This window comes from Hyalangium sp. (genome assembly GCF_035629615.1).
Lineage (GTDB): Bacteria > Myxococcota > Myxococcia > Myxococcales > Myxococcaceae > Hyalangium.
In genome coordinates this window covers 1-5,070 of sequence record NZ_DASPHO010000278.1, presented here as the reverse complement: position 1 = coordinate 5,070, position 5,070 = coordinate 1, and the positions used below count along the sequence as shown (strand labels likewise).

Annotated in this window: 5 protein-coding genes; 4 read left to right on the top strand and 1 reads right to left on the bottom strand. The window is 68.9% G+C overall.

The window, feature by feature from the left end; translation table 11 throughout:
* The 3 genes from VD972_RS14050 to VD972_RS14040 all read left to right on the top strand — a co-directional run.
* The coding region (locus tag VD972_RS14050) for a DUF4350 domain-containing protein (protein ID WP_324986707.1) at positions 1-861 on the top strand (861 nt) is incomplete at its 5' end.
* Positions 858-1,859: a MoxR family ATPase gene (locus VD972_RS14045; protein WP_324986704.1), complete on the top strand. Its 1,002-nt coding sequence runs from the start codon at positions 858-860 to the stop codon at positions 1,857-1,859. The genes VD972_RS14050 and VD972_RS14045, both read left to right, overlap by 4 nt.
* Positions 1,856-3,163 (top strand): DUF58 domain-containing protein, encoded by a 1,308-nt coding sequence (locus VD972_RS14040; RefSeq protein ID WP_324986701.1) that lies wholly within the window; start codon positions 1,856-1,858, stop codon positions 3,161-3,163. The genes VD972_RS14045 and VD972_RS14040 overlap by 4 nt, the downstream gene beginning before the upstream one ends.
* Here VD972_RS14040 and VD972_RS14035 read toward each other — a convergent pair.
* Positions 3,141-4,157: a stage II sporulation protein M gene (locus VD972_RS14035; protein ID WP_324986698.1), complete on the bottom strand. Its 1,017-nt coding sequence runs from the start codon at positions 4,155-4,157 to the stop codon at positions 3,141-3,143. The two genes, VD972_RS14040 and VD972_RS14035, sit on opposite strands and share 23 nt — an antisense overlap.
* 216 nt (positions 4,158-4,373) lie before the next feature.
* Here VD972_RS14035 and VD972_RS14030 point away from each other — a divergent pair.
* Positions 4,374-5,070: ComEC/Rec2 family competence protein (locus VD972_RS14030; RefSeq protein ID WP_324986695.1), on the top strand; the 697-nt coding region annotated here is incomplete at its 3' end.

Sequence of the window (5,070 nt, the reverse complement as noted above, 5' to 3'; positions counted from 1 at the left end):
GTGCCCTGGGGCTCCCGGGAGAACCCGCTCCTGGATGCCCTGGAGGTGAAGCTCTCCAAGGTGGACACCTCGCTGCCCATGCGCACGCTCGTGCCGCCCCTGCCCACGCCCTACACCCTGGGAGTGGAGCGCGTGGAGGCGAAGGTGCAGGCCTTCCTAAAGCTCCCCGCGGATGCGGTGCCCGTGCTGACGGATGCCCAGCTGGAGCGTCCGGTGGCGGCGGTGGTGCCCTACGGCCTGGGCAAGGTGCTGGTGGTGGGTGCGCCCGAGCTGGCGATGAACCAGGCGCTCGCTCGCGCGGACAACGCGCAGTTCTGGCTGAGCATCCTGCCCGCCCTGGGCCCGGGCCCCTTCGAGTTCAGCGAGTTCCACCATGGCTTCAAGAACGAGCGCTCGATCGTGGACTTCGCCAAGCGCTACGGCCTGCACTTCGCCGTGGCGCAGCTGCTGCTGGGCGTGGCGCTGTGGTCCATCTCGCTCAAGCGCTTTGGACGTCCGCGCCCGCCGCCGGAGTCGGTCCGCGTGGGCGCCACGGACGCCCTCTTCGCCATGAGCCGCCTCTACCGCGAGGGGGGCCACCACCCCTTCGCCGCGGGGCTCATCGCGCGCGGGCTGACGCAGGAGCTGGCGCTGTACGCTGGGCTGCCCGCGCACGCCTCCCCCGCCTCCGTCGCCGAGGGGCTCCAGGCCCGAAGCCGGGAGGATCTGTCCCAGGCCCTGCGCGCCATCGTCCGCCGCGCCGAGGAGACGCAGAGCGACAAGGATCTCCAGCAGCTCGCCGCGCGCGCCGCCGAGCTGCGCAACCGCATTCACCCCACCGGGCCCCTGCGCGCGCCCGCTGCATCCTCCGAGGAGTCATGAACGTCCCTTCCGTCCCCGCCCCTTCCTTCGCCCCGCCGGGCAACGCGGTGCAGACCGCCAACGCGATCCGAGACGGCGTGCTGAGCGAGGTACGCAAGGCCGTCGTCGGTCAGGACGAGGCGCTCGAGCTGATGCTCTGCGGCCTCATCGCCGGTGGCCACGTGCTGCTGGAGGGCGTGCCCGGCGTGGCCAAGACGCTGATGGCCAAGGCGCTGGCGCGCAGCGTGACCGCGGACTTCAAGCGCATCCAGTTCACGCCGGATCTGATGCCCGCGGACATCCTGGGCACGAGCATCTTCGATCTGAAGTCACAGTCCTTCGTGCTGGTGCGAGGCCCCATCTTCACGGACCTGCTGCTGGCCGACGAGATCAACCGCGCCCCGGCCAAGACGCAGTCCGCGCTGCTGGAGGCGATGCAGGAGCGCGCCGTGTCGCTCGAGGGGCGCAACATCACGCTCTCGCCGCTCTTCACGGTGTTCGCGACGCAGAACCCGGTGGAGTCCGAGGGCACCTACCCGCTGCCCGAGGCCCAGCTCGACCGCTTCCTGTTCAAGATCGAGGTGGGCTACCCGGCCGCCGAGGAGGAGGACGCCATCCTCGCCTCGGTGAATCGCGGCTTCGATGCGGGAGATCTCACCCGAGCGGGCGTGGGCGCGGCGGTGGCGAAGGAGGGGCTGATGGAGGCCCGGGCGGCGCTCAACGAGGTGACGGTGGAGCCGCCGGTGCTCGCATACATCCGCAAGCTGGTGTCGGCCACGCGCACCTCCAGCCGCATCCGCCTGGGCGCGGGCCCACGCGCGGGGGTGCACCTGCTGATGGCGGCCAAGGCACTCGCCGCGCTGCGCGGCCGCGGCTTCGTCACGCCGGATGACGTGCGCTTCCTGGCGGGCCCCGTGCTCAAGCACCGACTGTTGCTGTCTCCGGACGCGGAGCTGGATGGGGCAACGCCCACGGACGTGCTGCGCGAGGTGGTCCAGTCCGTCGAGGTTCCCCGGTGATTCCCACCACGCGCCTGTGGGCGCTGCTCGCCCTGCTGGCGCTGCCGATGATGGCGGCGGGATTCTCGCCGGGGCTGGGCGGGCTCGTGCTCGCGCTGGATGTGCTGGTGGTGGGGCTGGCCGGGGTGGACTTCCTGCTGGCGCGCCGCGTGCGGCTCGAGGTGCACCGTCATCTGCCTAGAAAACTGTCGGTAGGCGTGGCCAACCGGGTGGAGGTGCAGCTCATCCACCGCTCCACCCAGGCTGTGCAAGTGCGCGTGCGGGATGACGTGCCGGACGCCTTCACCGCCACGCCGGAGGAGGCCCCGCTGAGCCTCCCCCCGGAGAGCCAGACGCGCTGGGTGTACAAGGTGACGCCCACGAAGCGTGGCAAGTTCGCCTTCGGGGATGTGCACGTGCGAGTGCGCGGGCCCCTGGGGCTCGTGTTCCACGAGCGGATGTTCAAGGCAGCGCAGAGCGCCTCGGTGTTCCCGGATCTGCGCGGCGCCAGCCGGCTGCTGCTCTCGGGGGCGGCGTTGGATCTGGTGAACCTGGGCCTGCGCCAGCTCCGCCGGGACGGCCAGGGCAGCGAGTTCGCCCGCCTGCGCGACTACGCCCAGGGGGACTCGGTGCGCGAGGTGGACTGGAAGGCCTCGGCCCGGCGCGGCAAGCCCGTCACCCGGGTGATGGAGTCCGAGCGCTCGCAGTCCATCCTTATATGTGTCGATGCCGGGCGCTCCATGGCGGCGCAGGTGGATGGGCTCACCAAGCTGGACCACGCGGTGAACGCGGCGCTCTTCCTGGCCTTCGTGGCGGTGCGCAACGGCGATCGGGTGGGCTTGGTCGTCTTCGCGGACGGGGTGAAGAGGTACCTGGCGCCGGCGGCGGGGCGCGGGCAGTACCGGAAGATCGTGGACGCGCTCTACTCGGCCACTCCGAGCCTCACGTACGTGGACTACCTGGCGCTCTTCAAGGAGCTGAACGTCCGGCTCACGCGGCGCAGCCTGCTGTGCGTCTTCACGGACTTCCTCGATGAGGAGCAGGCGTCCACGATGATCAACCCCCTGCACCGGCTGGCGCGCCGGCACGTGCCGCTGTGCCTCTCAGTGAAGGACACGGCGCTGCTGGGGCTGCTGCGCCGTGCGCCGCCCGGTCCAGAGGAGGCCTTCCAGCAGGCGGTGGCCTCCGAGCTGCTGGTGGACCGCGAGATGCTCAAGGCCAAGGTAAGCATGGGCGGGGTGCAGATGATCGACGTGCAGCCAGACGAGCTGAGCCTGGCCGCCGTGAACCGCTACCTGGACATCAAGGCGCGCGGAGTGCTGTAGCCTCTGAGGCCTCTTCGCTCCGGGCGCGCATGAAGTCCGAGCACAGGTAGGCGTAGACGCCCGCGCCCACCACCAGCGCGAAGGAGATCTTGAAGGCCGCCGACAGCCTGGGCGGATGGATCTGCGACACCGTGCCCTCGATGAAGCCCGCGAGCACGAAGAGCGCCAGCGTGCCGAACAGCAGCTTCACCGCCGTCACCGCCTCCTGGCGCAGCGCCAGGCCCCGAGGCAGGCCCTTGGGCGCCGCCAGCCCTCGGGCGATGACGAGCCCCGCCGCTCCCGCAATGCAGATCGCGGTGATCTCGGGGATGCCGTGCGGGAGGATCCAGGCCCAGAACCAGTCGGCCATCCCTTTGTCTGTATAGACCTGGGCCAGTGCGCCCAGGAACAGCCCGTTGATGAAGAGCATCAACGCCGTGCCGATCCCCACGGTGATGCCCAGCGCGAACGCCAGGAAGGCCACCTGGATGTTGTGGGTGAAGAGATACGAGGAGAAGTACGCCTGCTGCTCCACCGTCATCCCCTCGCCCTTGGCCTCCTTCTCGGCGCGCTCGACGGGGTCGAGCTTCAGGTGCTCACCGGGCACCAGGTAGTGCGCGGCGTCCGGGTCCATGGCCATGCCCAGGTAGCCAAAGCCCATGCCCGCCATGAACAGCAGCACCGAGGCGAGGTACATGCGCCACTCCCGCCGCATCAGCGCCGGAAAGCCCCGCGAGACGAAGCTCCACACGTCCGCGAAGCGCGGGCGCTTGCCCGGGTACGTCAATGCGTAGGCCCGCCCCACCAGATCATTGAGGTAGGCGCTCACGTCTGCGGAGCCACTGCGCGCGCGCACCCACAGCAGATCGCTCGAGACAGCTCGGTACATCTTCCCGAGCGAGCGCGCGTCCTCGAGGCTCAGCGTCCGCAGGCCACCGACTTCTGCCTTGTCGAGCAGTGACTCCAGCTTCTCCCACCGGGGGCGCCGCGTCTCGATGAACTCCGCCACGTCCATGCCGCCGACTCTAGACACAAACCTGTCAGACAAGCAGACAGGTTGAGCCAGACCGCGCCTACCGAGGCACATCGGACCCAGATGAATCACGGAGTGTCTGGGCTCACGCGCACAACATGAATTCCCTAATTCCAAGAAAATGAGTCTCACCAATTGACGCTCTGAAACAGGGGCTCGTACAACGCTCGCATCCCCCCAAGCCGTGGAGTCGAGCGCATGCGCCATCGTCAGCTGTCCGTGGCCTCGTTGACTGTCTGTTTCTTCCTCCTCCTGCCAGCCGTGGCGCTCGCACAGAACCTGCGCTTCACCACCTTGGACATTGGCCAGGGTGACGCCGCGGTCCTCGTGGCGCCCGGTGGCTGCGCGGTCCTCTTCGATGGAGGCCCCACGGGCTCGGGCACGACCATCAAGGCGTACCTCAAGTCGATCGGTGTGACGCGCGTGCAGATGGCCTTCGTCTCGCATCTCCACGCCGACCACATGGGAGGGCTGGACGAGGTGGACGTGGGCACGAACGCGATTCCCATCGACGCGGTCTACGACCATGGCGGCACCTACGCCTCCGCCACCTATGACGAGTACGCCGCCCACTTCGCTGGCAAGCGCAACACCGCTCGCGAGGGGCAGACCTTCACAGTCTGCAACCAGGTGACACTGAAGGTCATCGCCGCGGGAGGCACCAGCGGCGACGAGAACGCCAAGTCCGTGGTCGTGAAGATCTCCTATGGGGCCTTTGACGCGCTGGTGGGAGGCGATCTCACGGGGGTGACACCGGACGTGGAGACGGGGATCTCCTCCCTCGTGGGCGAGATCGAGCTCTACAAGGTGCACCACCACGGCTCGCGCTATTCGTCCAATGCGGCCTTCCTGGATGCCACCCAGCCGATCGTCTCGTTCATCTCGCTGGGCATCG